General features: G+C 56.6%; 16 protein-coding genes. 13 read left to right on the top strand and 3 right to left on the bottom strand.

The genetic code is table 11. The features are described from left to right. The first annotated feature begins 14 nt into the window (after nt 1–14). The 5 genes from FE783_RS02125 (at nt 15) to FE783_RS02105 (ending at nt 3,123) form a co-directional block, all read left to right on the top strand. A complete protein-coding gene (locus FE783_RS02125; protein WP_158301578.1) occupies nt 15–812 on the top strand; it encodes a DUF4915 domain-containing protein in 798 nt (265 codons plus the stop codon). A gap of 50 nt (nt 813–862) precedes the next feature. Continuing rightward, entirely contained in the window at nt 863–2,014 is a 1,152-nt protein-coding gene (locus FE783_RS02120) for a glycosyltransferase family 61 protein (protein WP_158301577.1), read from the top strand. Nucleotides 2,015–2,133: 119 nt separating this feature from the next. Next, complete coding sequence (locus tag FE783_RS02115; protein WP_138877645.1) at nt 2,134–2,421, top strand: nucleoside-diphosphate sugar epimerase; 288 nt, start codon at nt 2,134–2,136, stop codon at nt 2,419–2,421. Nucleotides 2,422–2,464: 43 nt separating this feature from the next. Continuing rightward, on the top strand, nt 2,465–2,800 hold the full coding sequence (locus FE783_RS02110) for an alpha-helical endospore appendage domain-containing protein (protein WP_138877644.1): 336 nt from the start codon (nt 2,465–2,467) through the stop codon (nt 2,798–2,800). After that, nucleotides 2,800–3,123, top strand: coding sequence for a hypothetical protein (locus FE783_RS02105; RefSeq protein ID WP_138877643.1), 324 nt, complete (start codon nt 2,800–2,802; stop codon nt 3,121–3,123). The genes FE783_RS02110 and FE783_RS02105 overlap by 1 nt, the downstream gene beginning before the upstream one ends. Before the next feature lie 25 nt (nt 3,124–3,148). Here FE783_RS02105 and FE783_RS02100 read toward each other — a convergent pair whose 3' ends face one another. Together FE783_RS02100 and FE783_RS02095 are read right to left on the bottom strand one after the other, a co-directional pair. Further along, nucleotides 3,149–5,293, bottom strand: a complete 2,145-nt coding sequence (locus FE783_RS02100; RefSeq protein WP_138877642.1) for a methyl-accepting chemotaxis protein — start codon at nt 5,291–5,293, stop codon at nt 3,149–3,151. 249 nt (nt 5,294–5,542) lie between these two features. Continuing rightward, nucleotides 5,543–6,922 carry an extracellular solute-binding protein gene (locus FE783_RS02095; protein ID WP_138877641.1) on the bottom strand — a complete coding sequence of 460 codons (1,380 nt, stop codon included), beginning with the start codon at nt 6,920–6,922 and terminating at the stop codon, nt 5,543–5,545. A gap of 653 nt (nt 6,923–7,575) precedes the next feature. Between FE783_RS02095 and FE783_RS02090 the strand changes: the two genes are divergently transcribed. From FE783_RS02090 to FE783_RS02055, 8 genes are all read left to right on the top strand, one after another. Next, nucleotides 7,576–8,445: a sugar phosphate isomerase/epimerase family protein gene (locus tag FE783_RS02090; RefSeq protein WP_138877640.1), complete on the top strand. Its 870-nt coding sequence runs from the start codon at nt 7,576–7,578 to the stop codon at nt 8,443–8,445. 23 nt (nt 8,446–8,468) lie between these two features. Further along, entirely contained in the window at nt 8,469–9,500 is a 1,032-nt protein-coding gene (locus FE783_RS02085; RefSeq protein ID WP_138877639.1) for a Gfo/Idh/MocA family protein, read from the top strand. After that, nucleotides 9,497–10,792 carry a neutral/alkaline non-lysosomal ceramidase N-terminal domain-containing protein gene (locus FE783_RS02080; RefSeq protein ID WP_138877638.1) on the top strand — a complete coding sequence of 432 codons (1,296 nt, stop codon included), beginning with the start codon at nt 9,497–9,499 and terminating at the stop codon, nt 10,790–10,792. The genes FE783_RS02085 and FE783_RS02080 overlap by 4 nt, the downstream gene beginning before the upstream one ends. A gap of 1 nt (nt 10,793) precedes the next feature. Continuing rightward, entirely contained in the window at nt 10,794–11,567 is a 774-nt protein-coding gene (locus FE783_RS02075; protein ID WP_138877637.1) for a glucosamine-6-phosphate deaminase, read from the top strand. Between the two features lie 4 nt (nt 11,568–11,571). Further along, nucleotides 11,572–12,762 carry an N-acetylglucosamine-6-phosphate deacetylase gene (locus tag FE783_RS02070; RefSeq protein WP_138877636.1) on the top strand — a complete coding sequence of 397 codons (1,191 nt, stop codon included), beginning with the start codon at nt 11,572–11,574 and terminating at the stop codon, nt 12,760–12,762. Continuing rightward, nucleotides 12,762–13,613 carry a sugar phosphate isomerase/epimerase family protein gene (locus FE783_RS02065; protein WP_138877635.1) on the top strand — a complete coding sequence of 284 codons (852 nt, stop codon included), beginning with the start codon at nt 12,762–12,764 and terminating at the stop codon, nt 13,611–13,613. The genes FE783_RS02070 and FE783_RS02065 overlap by 1 nt, the downstream gene beginning before the upstream one ends. 404 nt (nt 13,614–14,017) lie before the next feature. After that, the gene (locus FE783_RS02060; RefSeq protein WP_138877634.1) at nt 14,018–15,517 is read left to right on the top strand and encodes a DEAD/DEAH box helicase; all 1,500 of its coding nucleotides are present in this window, start codon (nt 14,018–14,020) and stop codon (nt 15,515–15,517) included. Nucleotides 15,518–15,643: 126 nt separating this feature from the next. Then, a complete protein-coding gene (locus FE783_RS02055; RefSeq protein WP_138877633.1) occupies nt 15,644–16,186 on the top strand; it encodes a hypothetical protein in 543 nt (180 codons plus the stop codon). A 113-nt stretch (nt 16,187–16,299) separates the two neighbouring features. Here FE783_RS02055 and FE783_RS02050 read toward each other — a convergent pair whose 3' ends face one another. Beyond that, nucleotides 16,300–17,850, bottom strand: a complete 1,551-nt coding sequence (locus FE783_RS02050; RefSeq protein ID WP_138877632.1) for an extracellular solute-binding protein — start codon at nt 17,848–17,850, stop codon at nt 16,300–16,302. Nucleotides 17,851–18,010: the final 160 nt, after the last annotated feature.

Genomic DNA, 18,010 nt, shown 5'->3' with positions numbered 1-18,010 from the left:
CGGAGGGGCTTGATATGAAACTGCTGGTCAGCTGTGTCAATGAAAAGGGAGGCTTATATAAGCTGGAATGGAACGGAGATACTTATTCGCTTAAGAAAATAATCGAAGGCTCGTGCCGCGGGGTGGCGAGATACAACGATCATTTCGTAGCCGTTATGGACCATGCGATTCTCGTATTGAATAAATCGTTGGATACGATACGAGGCAAGCAAGCACATGCGGAAGTGGAATATCACGGTGTGTTCGTCCATAACGACAAGGCCTACATCGTAGAAACGAAACTCAATACGATCGGGATATACGATTTGTCCGATCTTTCTCGAATGGGAGAGCTTTCGTTTGATCCCGTAGGCCAGGACGTGAATCATATCAATGATTTGTACATCGACGATCAAGGGGATCGAATGCTGCTATCGATGTTTACGTTGAAGGGCTTATGGCGCAACCAAAAGGAGAATTCGGGGGTAATCGTCAAGTACGATTTGAAGGGCAATACGATCGAAGGGGTACTCTTTCAGCATTTGAGCCGGCCGCATAGCGTAATTCGTCATAAAGGCCATGTGTATTATTGCAATTCGGCGACTTTCGAGGTGAAAAAAGACAATGACACGATTTTTACGGCTGACGGGTTTACTAGAGGTTTGGCCGTAACCGATCGGTACTTGTATGTGGGCCAAAGCGATTCTAGGCTTATCGTTCCGGCCCGAAATAGCGCGTGCGGCATCTATAGAATCGACCGGAACGAAAAGCGCGACAAGCTGTTTATTCCGTTGCCCTCCAAAGAGGTGTATGGCATCCTGCCGTACCATTGAAGGCGGCGGTTGCAACGGAAAGCACGGATTCGGGAATGCGGGGTGAAAGCTTGAAAGAAGCAATTCCGACCGGGGTTTACAAAACGCTCTGGAGCTGGGTAGAGACTTCGCGTGTCCATTATCTCCCCGATCACGAAATGCAGAACGTTCTATATTTGGAGGAAAGGGTTCTCCTCCGGAAAGCGAAAGGAGCGGAGTCCCAGCCCCATCCGAGCTTCCAGACCAAGTCCGTGACCATACCGAAAGCTTTCGTCGCCGTATTGCCCGGAGGCCGTTACTGGGTAGCTGACGATGAGACGTTTGCAGTCATCGCTCCGGGTAACAAACTGATCTGGGACGTTTCGTTGCAATATCATTTGCCGAATGCGAGCCATTCCGTATTTAAACAAAACCATTTGCCGCGCGCAACGTATACCGCGGAGAACGTCGCCGTATTAAGCTTCATATGGGACTCCAATTATTACCACTGGCTGGGCGAAGTATTGGCCCGTATTCATTTGCTGGATAGAAGCGGTATCCAAATCGACAAATACTTGATCAACGGCAAAGGGTCCGCTGCATTCCAGGCGGAAACGCTGTCCTTACTCGACATCCCGAAGCATAAAATCATAAAAAGCGTAAGAGGCATGCACTTGAAAGCAAAGAGGCTGATCGTGCCTTCCTTGGTGCCGTTCTCCCTTCAGCCGTTTATTCCGCATTCGCTGGCGAAATGGGCGGTTCAATATTTGAGGGCCGAGCTTATGGGGCGGGTTCGCCCGACCCGCGTCGAAGGCTTCGAACGGATCTATATAAGCCGCGGGGATGCCCGGCACCGGAAGGTGACGAATGAAGCGCGGGTAGTGGAGCTATTGAAAGCATGCGGCTTTAAGACCGTCATGAGCGGACAAATGTCCGTAGCGGACCAGATCCGAACGTTTGCTTCGGCCGAAATCGTCGTTGCTCCGCACGGAGCAGGCTTGGCGAATCTGATGTTTTGCCGTCCGGGAGTTCGCGTTCTGGAATTGTTCGCGCCCAATTTTGTAAATCCTCTATATTGGTATATGAGCAATCATATCGGACTGGATTACGGCTATTTGATCGGTCAAGGACAAAGGGCCCCCATAAGCTCGGGCATCGGCCATGTCGGGTACCGCGACGAGCCGATTACGGTCGATTTAGAGGCTTTCGCGCATATGCTAAAGCTGCTCGATGTCCGGGCATAGAGCTAACGGCGGAAGCGGATGACGAAAAACGAACGGTTCACGGCAACCGATAGCACAATAAACCCGCTTTGTTCATAAAATATGGGGAAACTTTGCAAATCTGAAGGGGGGAGTGCTTCGTGCAGGAGGAAGTCACTTCGATTATCGCCCATATGGCCAAGTCGCATTGCGAAATGGCACGCGTACTCGAGGCGAAACGGCAATCGATATTCAACATCGCCCATATCGTGACGGCTCTGCCGAATGAAACGATTCAATTCGAAGGAACGGAAGCGATCGCGACGAATTCGATCGATTTGACCAAGAGCGTGTCGGCCTATTTGAGCAGTCTGGCCGATTTGGCGGATGCGATCGGCGATCATCTGGAGCTTGTCATCAAGGAAATGTCGGATACGGAAGAAGAATAGCGGCAGGGTGCAGCCCACCGCCCTAGCGAAGGAGGGAGAACGGATGCAACGGACGGAGTCGTTCTTATGGATGCTGCGGGCATCGGCCAAAATGCAGCACGATATATCGCTCATTCTGGAGGCGAAAGCGAATGAGGCCGAGAAATCGCGGGACTGGATTTGCGTTCATTTGAACCATCAAAGCTACGATAACCACGAGGATCAGCTCAAGAAGCCGCTGGAAATGCATGAGTCTTTCGTGGAGCTGATCGACGGGCTGACCAAAATGGAAAACGCGCTGTCCAAAAACTTGAAAGTCGTGCTGAACAAAAACGAAGACATGTCCTCGGACGGCGGCTTGGGCGGTTTGTTCGGCGGCGGCTTAGGGGACTCGACGTGATGGGATGGCTCGAACGGCAGCGGGAGATGAAGCTCGATATATTGGAGTCGCTCGCTCGCAGTCAACGCGCGATGGCTCGCATCATCGAGAGCGCCGCGGACGCCGGCGCGGAGGGAGGCGAGCCGGCCGTGCAGGAGAGCCTGCACAAAAGCATCGAAGCGATAGCGCAGTACCAGCTCGCGATCATGGAGAAGATGGTCGGCATCCGCATCGGGGAAGTGAACGCGTCGCCGCCGTCGATGCCATGGACGAACAAAGATTTGCGGGTTGCGGCGTGTTACGGGGCGTCCGACCGGGAGCAAAACGAAAGCACCCGCGCTTGATGAAGCGAGGGTGCTTTCTCACCTGTTAAATCGAAAACTTGCTGAGCGATTCCTTGAGCGAATTGGACAAGTCCTCGAGCTTCTCCGAAAGCTTGACGAGTCCTCCGCTGATGCTGAGCTGTTCCGAGCTGAGCGAGGCGACTTCCTGGGATGTAGCCGACGACTGTTCGGCAACGGCGCTGACGTTGCCCATCGCTTCCGACAGCACCACTTGGGAGCTTTTGAGCTGCTGGACGGAAACCGTCACTTCCTTCAGCTTGCCGGCGAAGCCGTCCATTTGTGCTTGGACCTGCTTGAATATGCCGTCCGCATCTTTCACCGAAGCGATCTGCTCGCGGAAAATCGGGTACGCCTCCGATAAGACGCCGACCGTTTCTTTCATTTCCGTCTGGATGCGCTCGGTAATTTGCGCGACGACGTCGATCGATTGCTTGGACTGGTCGGCGAGCTTGCGGATTTCGTCGGCCACGACCATGAAGCCTTTGCCGGCAGCGCCCGCGCGGGCCGCCTCGATCGTCGCGTTGAGCGACAAAATGTTCGTCTGCTTCGTAATGTTGTTCAGCATGTCCAATATGTTGCGGATCGAGCCCGTGCTTTCCTGAAGCTTCTCCACCTTCTCCGCCATGGAGCGGATCATGTCCTCGGTCGTGCTCGTCTTCGTGATCAGGTCGGACATGTAGTCGGTTCCTTTGCGGCTCGCCGATTGCACTTCGGCGGCGGCCGTTTCCATCAGCGCGTTCGCGTCGACGACGTGGTCGACCTTCTGGCTGATGCCGCCGGTCAAGTCGCTGCCCCGCTCCGCTTCCACGGCGAGACTGGAGGCGCCGTTCGCAATTTCCTCGGTCGCCACCGCGATTTCTTTGGCCGACTGCGCCGTCTTCTTGGAGGAATCGGACAATTCCGATGCGGTCTGGAGCACTTCCTGCGCCGATAAGTTCGTTTGCGCCACGAGCGCCGTAATTTGCTCCATCATTTGATTGAAGCTTGCGGACAGCTGGCCGATCTCGTCCTGACGGCCCGTGAACTTCGTCCGTACGGTCAAGTTGCCTCCGGCCCCTTCGACCATCAGATTGCGCAGCGCCACAAGCGGACGGGCGATAAACCGGATGACGAGCAGCCCTACGCCGATCGCCAGAAGCGCGGACACGATCAGCATGATGACCGTAATGTTGAAGATGGAAGCCGCGTCCTTCACCAGCTCGTCTACCGATACGGCTCCCACGAGCAGCCAGTCCGATTTCTGGATCGGATCATAGACGGCGATAATTTGCTCTTTATTTTTCTCGGTGAAGAAGTTGTCCGTGCTGCTGCCCGTCTTGGCGATGTTGGTTGCAATGTCGAGCGCGTAAGCCGACTCGAGCTCGTCCGTCTTCTCCGAGTAGATCACTTTGTTGTCTTTGCCGATAATGACGGTTTCGCTTCCGTTACCGATGGAAACGACTCCGAGCGCGTCCTTCAGAGCGGACTGCTTGACTTCGATGACGAGCATGCCTTCGACGGTGCCGGATTTGATGTTCCGCAGCACGCGGCCGAGCGCGAACGTATTGGGAGAGCTGATATAGCCGGCTTTGCTGCTCGGCAGCCAAATCCCCTTGCCGTCGGCCTCCTTTACTTTATTGAACCATTCCGATTTGAAAACATCGTCTTTAAGCGCCGTCGAGGAGCGGTATGTATCGGTAGCGTCTGCACTGATCGGGATAATGTTGATGTCGGCCAGCTTGTTGTTGGACAGCACGTAGCTTTTCAGGCGGCTTGCGACCAGCTGTCCGGTTTGCAGTTTATCGAATTGCGACAGCGTCTTGTCCTTGAATTTGGTCATATTATCGGCGACCGTATCGTCGGACATAATCTGAATGGAGATGTTCTCCACGCTCTCCAGCAGGAAATCGACTTTGTCCGTCGCTTGGGTGATCGTCTGCAGAGACGCGTCGGCAACCTTGTTCTTGATCACATTCTTGGAAATCTGGTAGGACAAAAGTCCGACCGCGAGAACCATGGCGACGATGCTCACGAAAAATATAAGAAGCAGCTTCATGCCTACCGATTTGATCGGGTTTTGCACTTGGAGCTGCCGCTTCAGTCCCTGCATGTCGGTTGCGGACACGTTATCTCTCGCTTTGTTCCATATGTTCGATAGCCGCGAGACGATTTTTGGCCATGTCCCTTTCATAATGATCCCACCTTTGCTGATTGTCGTTGTGCTCTAAGGAGCGATGAATAGCTTTATTCGACAAGAATAGCCATACTCCTTTTTCGAAACGACAAATTTCGTAGAAAAACGTACCAATTGGCATGAGGCGGAATGGGACTTCCAAACGATTTTGCTGGAAAGGGATGGGGGTTCGTGAGCCGAAGGGACCTCGAAATGAAAAAAAAGCTCCCGGTGAAGGGAGCTTCGGTCGTAATGATGATGCGGCTGCTATTTGGGGGACTTGTCCGACAAGACGCGGATCATCCCGTTCGCGATCGTTTCGGCGGATTCATATCCTCCCCAGAACATCTCCATCTCCGATTCGAGATCTTCGAGCACGTTCAAATCGTTCAACAGCTCGTGCAAAAAGTAACCGTTGTCGATTTGCCGTTGCGAAATGTTCAAGGAGGCCAGATGGGAGGCGTCCCAAACCGCTTCGTTGATTTCGGGGATGCAGGAAAGGAATCCGGTCTCGCGGGCGAGCCGCGTCTGCAGCTTATGGTCGAGCGCCGTCCGCAGGAAGGCAAGCGCCAGCTCCTGCTCCTGGCATTCCTTGTGTACCATGAACGTATTCGCGACGAGCAGCGTCGATTTGAGCGGCCCGAACGGAAGCGGCGCGACTTTGGCTTCGAACGGCACGTTCCCGTTGCGCCATCCGGCGAGCTCGATCGCAGTCGTAAGCACCATGGCGGCTTTCTCGCACAGGAATGTACCTGAAGCCGTATAGTCCAAGGTCGCGATCCGCTGCCGGTACAAAGCATCGTGGAAAAAGTTCAGCGTATCCACAATAGATTCCCGGGTGGTCGTTTCGTCGAACTTGACGCCGTTTTGCAAGGCGATGACGGGCCAGCGGTTCAGATAAGGAGAAAGCGACAGCCCGTACAGATCGGTGATGCCGTCTTGATCCCGATCGACGGTCAGCTTCCTGGCCGCTTCGATCAGCTCTGCCTTGGTCCATTCCGGGTTCGGCTCGGCTACGCCGTAGCGGGCGAACAGCTCCGGATTATAGACCAAATATACAGGCGAGAACGTTGCGGGAATGGCTGTTTGAGCGTCCCCCAGACGGAACGGCTCCACGACCCTGGGATAAAATTCGCCAAGCAAGTCTTCCAGATGGTCGCCAAGATCCTGAAAATCGTCTCCGCGGTCCGGATGCGCGAAGTGCCGGTCCGTGATAAGCACAAGATCGGGGGGCTGGCCCAGCTCGATGCTCGTCCTCATGGAATCCCAGAAGTTCCAGGACGGGAACGTGAGCAGCTTTACGTCGACATGGGGAAATTTGTTCTGGAACGTCTCTATGATGATACCGAGACAGTTGTCCACGAAAAACGAGGGCGTATTCGTCAAGATGCGCAGCGTACGCCGTTCGCTCGGAGAGATGACCAGGTCGGGCGAGACGATCGTCCCTTGCCCTACTTTCTTGACAATAAGGCCTTCCTTCTGCAGCTGCTCGAGCGATTTGCGCACCGATGTGCGGCTGAGGCCGTAATATTTGCACAATTCGTTCTCAGACAGCAAATATTCCCCCGGCTTGATGAAGCCGGACATAATTTGTTCGCGGAGAATGTGCGCCAGTCGGGAATAGCGGAATTCGTTATCGCGTCTCATTCGAACCTTCCGTTTCTATATCAAAATGGGTAATATCCGCACCACCGGTAATCATTATTCCAATTATAGCTTATAATCAGCCCGCAGAGAAGGAGCTGAACAACGCATCCCTTATTATTGAAGCATTTCCATTATAGCACATGTGTTCTCGTTGTTCATCATTGCGAGGGAAACTTCGCTAATAATGAACCTTATTGCGCTAATCGCTTGACGGACGGGCGAATTCGACGAACAGCGAACCTAATTTTATTGTTACTGAACTGGAGTTCATTATTAGTTACTTTAGGTTCGCTGTCCCAACATTTTCCGGGAGAAGGGCCAATTAAGCGCAATGGGGTTCACTAATAAGCAAACTTGGTTGTCCGATAGCGAATATACGACACATGTTCCGGCGCCGCCGGTATTGCAAGCAACAGCCTGGCTCCGCTTAGCGGAGCTCTTTTTCTATACCGCATCCATTGACGTCAAATTATAGATACAACTATAATACAGGTTAGGGCGGGGCGGAAACGTAAAAAAAGTAAACTCCAATCGAAAGAAAGATCAACAAATTCCGTCCCAACCTTGGTATAGTTATAGTGGAAAGATGCGGGCTCATCCCGGAATTGGCCGGGCAGGAGCGCTCGCACGAGCAGAAAGGGGAGATACCGTTAATGGTAATGGAGCGTCTTGGCATACTTACGGATGAAGTATATCCGGATCAATTCGAGAAATCGCTGGACTGGATCGTGGAGCAAGGGTTGAAACATATCGAGGTGCGCGTCGTGGACGGCGTCAATATTTCGAATATGAGCGACGAGCAGGTGGCGGCGGTTCGCCATCAAATCGAGTCGAGAGGGCTGTCCGTAACGGCCGTAGCTTCGCCGCTGTACAAATGCGCGCTTGATCCGAACCGCAAGGTGGCGTCGGGAGACGTGTTCGGGCAAGCGGAGGAAAGCGTCGAGGCGCATCACGAGAAGCTGAAGCGCGTCATCGCGATTACGAAAATGCTCGGAGCGCGGAACATCCGCATATTCTCCTTCTGGCGCGAAACGGAACCGGAGCGATATTTCGACGAAATCGTCGGACATTTAAAGACCGCGGCCGCTCTGGCGGAGAAGGAAGGCGTCATGCTGCTTCAGGAAAACGAACCGGCCTGCAACGGAGGCTTCGCCGAAGAGGTGGGCAACATCGTTCGTGCCGTAGGCTCTCCGGCGATGAAAGCGCTGTGGGATCCGGGCAATGAAGCATACGGCGGACGTCCGGCTTTCCCCGAAGGATACGGCTTTATTAAAGACGTTCTTGCACACGTTCACATAAAAGACGCCTATGTGCTGCCGGACGGTTCCTCCCGCTGCGTGCCGGTCGGCTCCGGCAACGTGCCTTTCATTGCACAGCTGCAGGCATTGAGGGAAGACGGCTACGAAGGCTTGTTTACGATCGAAACGCATTACAAGCCGGAGGGCGGCACGAAGGCGGCCGGCTCGAAGATGACGCTGGACGCGTTCCGCGTGCTGGCGGGGGAAGCATTCCCGGCGAAGTAACTCATTCCTAGGAGGGAATACGGATGAAAACGTGGGGATTCGGCATTATCGGCACCGGCTCGATTGCGGACTTTCACGCCGCGGCGATCAAGGAAATCGAGAGGGGCAAGCTCGTCGCCGTAGCGAACCGGACGGAAGAGCGGGCGAAGGCGTTCGCGGAGAAGGAAGGCTGCGGTTACGCGACGGACTATAAGGACCTGCTCGCCAACCCGGACATCGACATCGTATGCGTCACCACTTCGAGCGGCAGCCATGCTCCGATCGGCCTCGATGTCCTGAATGCGGGCAAGCATCTCATCATCGAGAAGCCGATCGCGATGAATACGAAAGACTCGCTCGAGCTCATCCGCACGGCGAAGAAGAACGGCGTCACGCTGTCGGTCATTTCCCAGCGGCGGTTCGAGGCGCAGCACGTCGCGGTCCGCAACGTGCTGGACAGCGGCGCGCTCGGCAAGCTGCTGCTCGTGGAAGTATCGCTTCCGTTCTACCGCGCCCAGTCTTATTACGACAGCGCCGAATGGCGGGGAACGATCGATCAGGACGGCGGAGCGCTGATGAATCAGGGCATTCACTCAATCGATCTGCTGCTCTGGTTCGGGGGACTCGTCGACACCGTCTATGGCAAAACGGCGACAAATACGCATCAGATGGAAGCGGAGGATTTGGGCCTCGCTTTGCTTACGTTCAAGAACGGCGCCTTCGGCACGATCATGGCGTCGACCAGCATACAGCCGGGCTTCGCGGCCGCGTTGAACTTGTACGGGGAGCACGGCACGATCAAGCTCGAAGGCTCCTCGGTTACCCACTGGACCGTACCCGGCGTCGAAGCGCCTGATCTGGGCGGCAATACGAATTACGGAGGCGTATCCGATCCGCGGAGCATCTCGCACGTCAACCATCGCATCCAGATGGAGAACGTCATCGCGGCGATCGAATCCGGCGAGGAGCTTTATTTGAAAGGGGTAGACGGCCTGCGCGCGGTCCAGCTCGTCGAGGCGATTTACGAATCGTCGGCGAAGGGCGCGCCGATCAAGCTGGAAGAGGTGTCCGAATGAGCGGGACGCGACTGCTGCTCGGCACCGCCAAAGTCGATATTACGCCGCAGCGGCCGATTCCGCTCGCGGGTTACGGACACCGCAAAGGCCCTTTCCTCGGCATAAACCGCCGTCTGTACGCCAGAGTGAACGTGTTCGAGCAACATGACGGCGTAGAGAAGCGCCGCGTGCTGATCGCACAGGGAGACATCATCTGGTGGGGGAGCGAGCGGATGGCGCGCATTCGCGAGACGCTTGCCGAGCGGTTCGGGATCGGACCGTCCGATCTTATCTTAAGCGCCCAGCATACGCATGGGGGACCTCAGACGAGCACGGAGTTTTGCGATGTTCTCGGGCTACCGGATGCCGACTATTTGGACAGTCTGGATCAATCGCTGTTTCGCGGCGTAGAGACGGCCATCGCCAACTTGGAGCCGATTACGATCGAACGGGGCAAGGGAGACTGCCGGATCGGCATCAACCGCCGCAAAATCGTAGGCGGCGCGATGACGATGGCGCCGAATCCGGACGGTTTGCTAGATACGGACGTTAACGTGATCCGTTTCCGCAAAGAGGACGGAACCGCGAAGGCGGTATTCGTGCATTATACATGCCACCCGACGACGACCAATACGAATTATGTGACGTCGGAATATCCCGGAGTCGCGGCCGAGCGTCTGGAAGCTACGTTCGGACGCGGTACGGTCGTCTCCTTCCTGCAGGGCTGTACCGGTAACATCCGTCCAGCGCTCCATCGCGACGACAAGTTTTATTCCGGGACCGAAGAGGAAGTAGCGAAGTCCGGACGTCTGCTTGCGAATGAAGTGGAACGTGTATTGGATGGAACGATGGAGGAGCTTGCCGCATTGCCCGTGTCGGGAAGGCGGATCGTCGTACAGCTGCCGTTTCAGACGCTGCCGACGGAGGCGGAGATCGACGAACGGATCGCCAAGGGCGGCGCGCTCGCGGAATGGGGAATGAAGCTGCGGAGTAATCCGGAGAAGCTGCGGAGCCATATCCCGTTCGAGCTGACCCGGATCAAGCTTGCGGACGGCCTCTCCTTCCTCGCCATGGACGGGGAAGTCGTGCTGGAATACGGCGACTACGCGAAGGAGCTGTCGGGGGACCGTACGCTTGCGATGGGATACAGCAACGGCATGATCGGGTATGTGCCTACAGCAAGCCAGATCGCCGAGGGCGGCTACGAGGGCAAAGACTCGAGCGTATACTTCGCATTGCCGGCGCCGTTCGCCCCGGAAACCGAAACGATCATCCGCAAGGCGATCGAACAATTGATTCGAGAGGAAGAGTGACATGAGCTTGCAGCCACAACCCGTTAAGGCGGAATCGGTAGATCAGCTGAAGGTGAACGTATATGCGAACCGGCAAGACCTCGGGACATCGGCGGGCCGGGCGGCTGCCGCCACGATCAAGGAGCTGCTCGGCAGGAAGGACCGCATCCGGATGATTTTCGCGGCGGCGCCTTCGCAGAACGAATTTCTGGAGACGCTCTCCTCCGACCCGGACATCGACTGGTCGCGCATAACGGCGTTCCATATGGACGAATATATCGGTCTTCCGAACGACGCGCCCCAGAAGTTCAGCCGGTTTCTATGCGAGCGGCTGTTCGATAAAGTAAAGCCCGGACAAGTCCATTTGATCGACAGCTCGAATACGATCGAAGCAGAATGTAAACGTTACGGCGATCTGCTGAGAGAAGCGCCGATCGACATCGTCTGTCTCGGAATCGGCGAGAACGGCCATATTGCGTTCAACGATCCTCCGGTCGCCGATTTCGACGACCCGTTCACGATCAAAGCGGTCGAGCTGGACGACGCCTGCCGGCAGCAGCAAGTGAACGACGGCTGCTTCCCGACGTTCGGCGACGTGCCGACCCATGCGCTTACGCTCACGATCCCTACGATGATGTCGGCCGACCACCTGTACTGCATGGTACCCGGCCCGACGAAGCGCAACGCGGTGAATCGGACCTTGAACGGAACCATCTCGACGGAATGCCCGTCCACCGTGCTGCGCCGCCATCCGGACTGCACGCTGTACGTGGACCGCGACTCTTATGGAGCGTGATACGATGACGACCAACGGAAGCGGTACCGGCGCTCGGGTGCTGGAGGGCATTCATTACGCCACCGGGGGCGCGGTGCGTGTAACCATTAGCGATGGTCTTGTGGCAAGCATCGAGCCGCTGGATTCGGGCGATACGGATCAACTGCCGTTGATCGGCCCCGGACTCGTAGATTTGCAAATAAACGGATATGCGGGCGACGATTTCAATACGCTTCCTTTCTCGACCGAGCTGGTTGTCAAGGCAAGCCGGGCTTTGTGGCGCGAAGGCGTCACCTCGTATTATCCGACGATCATTACGAATTCGCCGGAAGCGATCGAAGAGGCGGCCGGCATTATCGCCAGGGCGTGCGACGGCGATGCCCGCACGAACCGGATGATCGCGGGCATTCATGTCGAAGGCCCGTTCATTTCGCCGGAAGACGGCGCAAGGGGCGCGCACAGCGCGGACTATGTCCGTGCTCCGGACTGGGAGATGTTCGAGCGCTGGCAGCGAGCGGCAGGCGGGCGGATTCGCATTTTGACGCTGTCGCCGGAATGGCCGGACAGCGCCGATTTTATCGCGAAGTGCAGCGCCAGCGGCGTTACGGTATCGATCGGTCATACGTCGGCGACGCCGGAGCAGATCCGCGAGGCGGTTCGCGCCGGCGCCCGCATGTCGACGCATCTCGGCAACGGCGCGCATCTGATGATGCCGCGCCATCCGAACTACATTTGGGAGCAGCTGGCGCAGGACGAATTGTGGACTTGCGTCATTGCGGACGGATTCCATTTGCCGGAATCCGTGCTGAAGGTCATTTTCAAGACGAAAGGCGCTCAGGCGCTGATGGTCAGCGACGCGGTTTATTTGTCCGGCATGCCGGCGGGCGAATATACGACGCACGTCGGCGGGAAAGTCGTGCTGACGGAGGAAGGGCGGCTGTCGCTCGCCAGCAATCCGAAAATATTGGCCGGATCGGCGCAAATGCTGCTGTGGGGAATCGAACACGTGCTCCGGAAAGGGCTGGCCGATCTGCGCGACGCATGGGAGATGTCTTCGGTTCGCCCGGCGCGGTTCATGAAGCTGCCTGCGGGCGAAGGGCTTGCACCCGGCGCGCCGGCCGATATCGTCCTGTTCGAGCGGACAGGAGACAAGATCCGGCTGCTGCAAACGTACATGGACGGCGAGCTCGTATACGAAGCGGAGGAGAAAGCGTAATGAAACTGGCGGCATTCAGCGGAGTATTGATCGATCACAGCATCCAGGAAGCGATGCGGCTTACGAAACAAATCGGGTTCGACGGCATCGAGATTGCGGCGAGAGAGCCGCACTTGTCCGCTACGACGAGCGCGACCCGCGTCAAGGAGATCCGGTCGGTAGCCGACGGGCTCGGCTTGGCCATTCCGGTTATCGCCGGATATATGGGGGGCTTCTCCACGGGAAGCGACAAGGAGTGCGATCAGGCGTTCGGTGATTTCCAGCGCATTCTGGAAGCTGCAAGCGTGCTCGGCGCGGATATGATCCGGGTCGGAGCGGGCGGACCGAATGCTTTCCTCGCTCAAGATTACCATTATGCGAAAGCGGCGTTTTGGCTGAAGAAGTGTGCGGTTGAAGCGGGCAAGCAAGGCAAGAGCATCGTGCTTGAAATCCACAACATTTCGCTTGCGGAAACGGTGGAGTCGAGCTTGCGCATCGTCGATCTCGTCGGAGAGGACAATATCGGCTTGATCCACGACGCGGGCAATATGTACATTACCGATACCGACTACGGCCGGGATTCGGTGATCGGCCTCGGCAAGCGGATGTTCCATGTTCACGTGAAGGACGAGAAGCGCGTAGCCGAATCGGGAGCTCCGGGAACGTTCGTCAACCGGACGAAGCACGGGGACGAGAAGTTTCTGCAATGCCGGCTGGGCGAAGGCGAAGCCGATCATCAGCCGTTGTTCGACGCGCTGAAGGAAACCGGCTATTCCGGCTGGATTACGCTGGAATGCCACGCGCCGTTCCCGGCGTACGAGCGTCTGGAGCATGATTACAACAAAGTGAAGCAAATGCTGGGCATGGCGTAAGCGTCTGCCCGGCAAAGGCGGGAAGCACCGCCGGCACCGACCGCACAGGAGCGCGGGTCGGAGTAATGCCGGCAGGCGGCTCCCGCTTTTTTTGTTCGATAGCGGAACTGCAATCCGCTAAGTTGGATATTTTTACGGGTTCCTTGTTTATAACGGAACTATAGTACGCTAAATCATACTTTTTTGCTTCGCGTACGGCAAAAAAGCTGAATAGCGGAATATAGTTCCGTAAATTTGTCGGCATACTTGTTTAACCGGTCGATAACGGAATACAGTTCCTTTATTTCTTTTAAGCTACTTGAACCCTGAGATAGACGTCGGCGGAGCGCTCATTTCATTCGGGACGGACATTATGGTATAGTTTTAGCAAATGAAACGATTAGTTGAAATGAGGGACTTGAAGAATGAATTCGACGTTCGAATCGCTCGGGATCGGCCCCGGATTGGTCGAGACGCTGGCGAGACACGGGATCGCAGAGCCTTCGCCGATTCAGCGCGAAGCGATTCCGGCTGCTCTCGAGGGCAAGGACCTGCTGGCCCAATCGCAGACCGGCACGGGCAAGACGCTTGCTTATTTGCTGCCGGTTCTGGAAAGGATCGATCCGTCCGCGAAGGAGCTTCAGGCGGTCGTGCTGTCGCCGACCCGGGAGCTGGGCGTTCAGATCGCCGCGGAAATCGAGAAGTACGGCGCCCCGGCCGGCATTCGCGGACAGGCGCTGATCGGCGGCGCCTCGCTCAGCAGACAGGTTGACCGGCTGAAACTGCACCCGCATATTATCGTCGGTACGCCCGGACGGATCGCGGAGCTGCTGCGGTTGCGCAAAGTGAAGCTGCACCGTGTCCGCACGATCGTCATCGACGAGGCGGACCAAATGTTCGCGCTCGGCAGCGCCAAGGAAGCGGAGGAAATCGTGGAAGGCGCGCTCCGCGACCGGCAGCTGCTGTTCTTCTCGGCGACGCTGCCCGCGGAGGTGCGGAGAATGGCGGGCAGATGGATGAATGAGCCGAAGGAGATCGAGATCGACCCGGGAAATCGAACGGCCGGAGGAATCGAGCATCTCGTGTTCGTATGCGAGGAGAGAGACCGGATCGATACGCTGCGCCGGCTCGTCCGGCTGTACGATCCGAAGTCGGCGCTGGCGTTCGTGAACGACCTTGACGTGATCGCCGAGGTGGCCGCGAAGCTGCAGCATGCCGGACTGTCCGCGGATGCGCTGTACGGCGATGCTCCCAAGCAGGAGCGTACGACGCTGTTGAACCGGTTCCGCACGGGCAAGCTGCGCACGCTCGTAGCGACCGACGTTGCGGCGCGCGGCTTGGACATCGAAGGCTTGACGCACGTATTCCATCTGCAGCCCGCGCTGGACGCCGAGCATTACGTGCACCGGTCGGGCCGGACGGGCCGGATGGGGCGGAGCGGCTTATCCGTCTCCATCGTGACGGAGCAGGAGCTGTTCATTATCCGTAAATTCGAGAAACAGCTGGGCATCGTTATAAGCCGGAAGGCGATGTACAAAGGGAACATCGTGGAGCCCGATGAAGTGCGAGGACATGCCGCGAGGAACGCGAACACGGCCGCTGCCAAACACCCGGCACAACGCGGACCCGCTCCGAAATCAAAACCGTCCGCGGAAAAAACAGCCGCCGTCAGCAGCGCTCAAGAGAGCGGACCGACCGCACAGCGCGCGTTCTCGATCCGATCCGCCGTCGGTGGATTTCGGACGCCGGGAGCGGCGAGCATCCGGAACGAAAGGGAAGCGGCCAAGCCCAAGGCGGAGCAAGCCCCGGCGAAGCCGGCGGCCGGCAAACCGAAGCCGAGCGAGAGAGAACGCGAACGCGACCGCAAAAATAAAGGCGCTCCGCGATGGCTGAAAGAGAAGAAGGACCGGGATTCGAAGCTTTAGCGCGGGTCGCAATCAATCGCTCGTTTCTTGACCTATAGAGTTTATAATTTCGGGGTCCCCGCAAGAATTGGAATAAGCTTCGAAGAAAGGCTTCACTTTGTGGGGCTCTCTTGGGAGAGGAGCAGCTTGATTCGTAGAGCGATATACACATTGGCCGGCTTGCTGCTGCTTGCCGCAATCGGAATAGGTGCGGCGATCTGGTACGTCAAGCCGACGGAAACGTTGAATCTGGATTACGGACAGGTGTCCGTGGCGCAGAAAGTATTGGACATGGTGAAGGCCCGCAAGCCGGAAGTGCAGATCAGCGAGCGCGAGCTTAACGATATCGTGAAGAAGCAGCTTGCCGAACGGGCGCAGCTAAGAGCGGACGTCGTCATCGAAGGCGCCCGATTCGAGCAGCAGTCCGACCGGTTGACCGCCCATGTCAATTTGAAAACCGTCGGCGGCATCCGAGCTGGCGCCGTGCTGGTTTTCAAGCTTGAATGGAACGCGCCTAAGCTGACGATAAGCCATACCGGGACCCGAATTCGCAGCTGGAACGTTCCGTCCTCTTGGCTTCAGCTCGACCCGATTGTCGTCCGGTTGGACGAAGCGCTTCCGCCCTTGATCGCGATCAAGGACATCCGCTTCAGGGAGGACGGCATTACCGTCTCGCTGAAGCTGAATTGACCGTTTCTCGATAACAAAAAAGCCCCGCCAACTTCGGATGAACATGCACCGGAGAGGGCGAGGGCTTTTTTGATGGGGGTTTGTTCGTCTTGCATCGCTTCTTGCATCAAGGTTTATTTTGTGATGCCTGCCGCTTTGATTTGCTCCGCATACGCGTCGAACAGCTTGCTGCCGTTATATTTCGTCATCAGCTCTTCGCGGTAGCTCGGCCAGTTTTTGCCCGACTTATCCTCGAACACCGCTTTCGCCTGCAGCTCGCGCTGCCGTTTGCGGAAGGCGGCCAGGTCGAAGCCGGCCGGAGGGGCCAGGCTCGTTCCGATGTACGGCGCCGTCGGAATGGCGGCCAACGTTTTGATAATGTTCCGGTCTCGGTCCGTCTGTCTCGGATCGACTACGGTCAGTCCGAACGTATTCGGCGTGTTCGGCGTGAAGAAGTCCCAAATGCTCAGCCAATCGCCTTTTTTCACAATATCCTCTTGGATGGCGTCGGGCTTCAGCGTTATCGTTTTGCCACTGCGTGCGTAATGCTTGCCGTCCTGCCCGTAGTGGGTCAGGATGAAGCCTTCCTCGCTTGCGAGCCAGTCCAATATTTCCGTAATCTTCTTCACTTTGTCCGGATGCTTCTCCACGATCGTTTTGTGGAACAGGAACGGAGAGCCCGGAGCGATGCCGGATTGGAGCGGCTGGTCCCCGAACGGCGTGAACGGAACCCAGTTGGCGTTCGGGAATATCGCCTTCGCTTTGCTTTGCAAGCTTTGCGGGTTCGAATCGAAGGCGAAATCTTTCGTCGACCCTAGCACGACTCCGACTTTTCCTTGAGCGGCCTTATCGACGTGCTGCGTCGCTTTGTTCAGGAACCAGTCGGGGTCAATAACGCCTTCGCCGATCACCTTGGCGATATCGTTCAACACGCCTTCGACACGCGGGTCGGTCTGCGTATCTTTGAATACTCCGTTCTCGATGAACGATGCGAATACTAATCCGTTTTTGCGGTATTCCGGCCAATCGAGCCCGATTCCGTCGCCTCCGGCCGACATGGAGAAGCCGTACGTATCTTTTTTGCCGTTGCCGTCCGGATCGTCGTTCGTGAATGCCCGCAGCACTTTCATATAGTCGTCGTACGTTTTCGGCACCTGCAAGCCGAGCTTGTCGAGCCAGTCTTTGCGGATATACCAGGCGCGGTAAATTTCTTTGCTGTACGGCACCGGGGCGCGCACGAACTGGTTGTGCACCTGGTATCGTTTCAACGTCGTTTCGTCCACCCAATATTTGAAATAATTGGGCATCGCCTGCGGAGTGACGTACTTGCTCATGTCGCCCAGCAGCCCGTCGAGCGCGTACTTGGAGCCTCCGTCGCCGTTCGAGTCTCTCCACATGTCGGGCGGATCGTTGGACGTCAGGTAGGCGTTGATTTTCTTGTTGTAGTCTTCGCCCGGCGCCATATACTCGACCTTCAGCTTTACGTTGAATTTCTCTTCAATCGTTTTCTTGACGAAATCGTCCTGCTCGGGAGGCAGCATCGCGTTGTTCTGGGCGTCGATGAAAATGCGCAGCGGCATTTTCTCGTTCGCGGCTTGTTTGCTTCCGTCTTCCTTGCCGGCGCAAGCCGCGAGCATGCCGCCGGCCAGCACAAGAGCCGTCCCGGCGATCCATGTTCGTTTCATCCGTCGTTCAACCCCCTTCGTTTGTTCATTCCGGCTGTGCGCCGGTTTGTCATGCGCAATTCCATCGTAACGGCGGGACCGGGTTTTGGATACGGATCGTTTATGCACGATGAAGCTTTTTTGGAATCTGGGCTTCAGCCGCGGAATAAAGCGTTTTTGC

Source organism: Paenibacillus mesophilus, assembly GCF_005938385.1.
Classification (GTDB): domain Bacteria; phylum Bacillota; class Bacilli; order Paenibacillales; family NBRC-103111; genus Paenibacillus_AB; species Paenibacillus_AB mesophilus.
Note: the sequence above shows the minus strand (reverse complement) of the source record. Positions and strands in the feature narration are given on the sequence as shown.

Excerpts from the sequence above, each read along its gene's own strand:
- FE783_RS02125 (WP_158301578.1), top strand. The coding sequence starts at position 15 with ATGAAACTGCTGGTCAGCTGTGTCAATGAAAAGGGAGGCTTATATAAG.
- FE783_RS02110 (WP_138877644.1), top strand. The coding sequence starts at position 2,465 with ATGCAACGGACGGAGTCGTTCTTATGGATGCTGCGGGCATCGGCCAAA.
- FE783_RS02105 (WP_138877643.1), top strand. The coding sequence starts at position 2,800 with ATGGGATGGCTCGAACGGCAGCGGGAGATGAAGCTCGATATATTGGAG.
- FE783_RS02100 (WP_138877642.1), bottom strand. The coding sequence starts at position 5,293 with ATGAAAGGGACATGGCCAAAAATCGTCTCGCGGCTATCGAACATATGG.
- FE783_RS02095 (WP_138877641.1), bottom strand. The coding sequence starts at position 6,922 with ATGAGACGCGATAACGAATTCCGCTATTCCCGACTGGCGCACATTCTC.
- FE783_RS02090 (WP_138877640.1), top strand. The coding sequence starts at position 7,576 with ATGGTAATGGAGCGTCTTGGCATACTTACGGATGAAGTATATCCGGAT.
- FE783_RS02085 (WP_138877639.1), top strand. The coding sequence starts at position 8,469 with ATGAAAACGTGGGGATTCGGCATTATCGGCACCGGCTCGATTGCGGAC.
- FE783_RS02080 (WP_138877638.1), top strand. The coding sequence starts at position 9,497 with ATGAGCGGGACGCGACTGCTGCTCGGCACCGCCAAAGTCGATATTACG.
- FE783_RS02075 (WP_138877637.1), top strand. The coding sequence starts at position 10,794 with ATGAGCTTGCAGCCACAACCCGTTAAGGCGGAATCGGTAGATCAGCTG.
- FE783_RS02070 (WP_138877636.1), top strand. The coding sequence starts at position 11,572 with ATGACGACCAACGGAAGCGGTACCGGCGCTCGGGTGCTGGAGGGCATT.
- FE783_RS02065 (WP_138877635.1), top strand. The coding sequence starts at position 12,762 with ATGAAACTGGCGGCATTCAGCGGAGTATTGATCGATCACAGCATCCAG.
- FE783_RS02060 (WP_138877634.1), top strand. The coding sequence starts at position 14,018 with ATGAATTCGACGTTCGAATCGCTCGGGATCGGCCCCGGATTGGTCGAG.
- FE783_RS02050 (WP_138877632.1), bottom strand. The coding sequence starts at position 17,850 with ATGAAACGAACATGGATCGCCGGGACGGCTCTTGTGCTGGCCGGCGGC.